Origin of the sequence: Streptomyces bambusae, assembly GCF_019400985.1 — a bacterium.
Classification (GTDB): domain Bacteria; phylum Actinomycetota; class Actinomycetes; order Streptomycetales; family Streptomycetaceae; genus Streptomyces; species Streptomyces bambusae_A.
The window spans coordinates 1-633 of sequence record NZ_WTFF01000730.1 but is presented as its reverse complement, the minus strand read 5'-3'; the positions used below and the strand labels follow the sequence as shown (position 1 = coordinate 633).

Annotated in this window: 1 protein-coding gene; it reads right to left on the bottom strand. The window is 77.9% G+C overall.

Features of this window, described 5'->3' with window-relative positions; translation table 11 throughout:
• Positions 1-90: 90 nt before the first annotated feature.
• Positions 91-633 (bottom strand): acyl carrier protein (locus GPJ59_RS36765; protein WP_219672415.1); only part of this gene is annotated, 543 nt, incomplete at its 5' end.

The window sequence follows — 633 nt, the reverse complement described above, 5'->3', positions numbered from 1 at the left end:
GTCGGCGGACGGGCAGCGGCAGTTCGGCGGGCGGCAGGCTGCGGGCGGCGGGGGCCGGGCGGCCGGAGCGACCGGCTGGCGGGCGGGGCTTCAGAGGCCGATCTCTCCGTTCAGGATGTCGAACAGCTCTTCGTCGGAGACGTCGTCCACATCGCTGGCCGGAGCCGCCGACTGCCGCTGCCTGCCGCCGAGTTCGGCGAGCAGGGCGCGCAGGCGCTCCTCGACGTACCGGGCGGTGACCGGGTCGGGCTCGGCTGCGCGCAGGCCGGCGGCCAGCTCGTCGATCCGGCGTACGGCGGTGCGGTCGGGCTGGTCGGCGGCCGGGGCCAGTTCACGGTCCAGGTGGGCAGCGACCGCCGCGGGGCTCGGGTGGTCGAAGACCAGCGTCGGGGAGAGCCGCAGTCCGGTCTCGGCGCCGAGCCGGTTGCGCAGCTCGATGGCGGCGAGCGAGTCCAGGCCGAGCTCGCGGAAGGAGCGCTCCGCCGGGATCTGCGCGGCCGTGCCGTGGCCGAGGACCGCCCCGGTCCGGTCGCGCACCAGGTCCGACAGCAGGCGCCGGCGCGTGTCGGCGTCGGCACCTGCCAGCCGGCGGGCGAACGCCCCCGGGTCGGCGGCGGCCGGCTTACGGGGCGC